The organism is Aestuarium sp. (genome assembly GCF_023253315.1).
Taxonomy (GTDB): Bacteria; Pseudomonadota; Alphaproteobacteria; order Rhodobacterales; family Rhodobacteraceae; genus Marivivens; species Marivivens donghaensis.
Genome location: NZ_JALRGW010000114.1, coordinates 1 through 907 on the forward strand (window position 1 = coordinate 1; position 907 = coordinate 907).

Here is a 907-nt window from a genome sequence, read left to right on the forward strand (position 1 = left end):
TTGGACGCTTAGTTCCGTAAGCATTTGCACTGCCTAATGTACCTGTTAGGCCGATTAGTGTACAATTTCTTAAGCCAGTACCATTTCTCAAATAGAACATGTCTTCTAATAACGATCCGCCAACAGCATTTACATAATAACGTGCATATAGTAATGACTTATAGTTACCAGTGTAAATCATATCGTACTTGATAGCATCGATATATCTGTCAATGTCTCTTGCACATTTTGCTGAATCATAAACATAAGACGGATATGTAGCAGCAATATATGCATTAACTTCTGCTTTCAAAAATTCTCTGTTTGCTTCAATTGATTGGATAGCATACGTATAGTCAGTTGTAGTATTTGGAGTATTTGTTCCGTATGTTACTGGAATTGTTGAATCTCCAGTGACTCCGTTGACGCCCCAATCTACATAATCATGAATTTGTTGTACTAATTCTTCTGCAAATGTTCCAGCGCCTGCGCTACCAACTACTGGTGCTATATTAACAGGATCTAATGCATTGCCGCCGGTTTTTGTAACAAGTGTCGGATCTGTAACAATGTTACCGATCACTGCTTTTAATCTTAACAATCCGTCTAAGCTATAAGGCGTGTCAGCTGAACTTACTAGTCCAACTGGATTAGGTGAAATTCTAGTTGAACGTAGTTCGTCACCTACAACAGCAGTATCTTGTGGTACAATTATAGGTAATATTTCATTATATTGTCCTGTTTTTACAAAAATTGTATTCTGCGGTTTGTCAATCGCTGGTAATGTAGCTGTATCAACTGCTGTAAGTGTAGTAGTAATGACACTAGTCAATGCAGCAGCTTCTGCAGCAGCTTGTGCTTGCTTCTGCTACGCCGCCGCACGCACCGCTACTTCCACACCCTACATTAGTTTACCTCATGCCTAAAC

The 907-nt window shown here is 39.3% G+C and carries 1 protein-coding gene; it reads right to left on the minus strand.

What is annotated here, in order from left to right; translation table 11 throughout:
• Positions 1-811, minus strand: an 811-nt coding sequence (locus AC1QQ2_RS14485; RefSeq protein ID WP_479713675.1) for a hypothetical protein, incomplete at its 3' end; no start/stop codon positions are given.
• Positions 812-907: the final 96 nt, after the last annotated feature.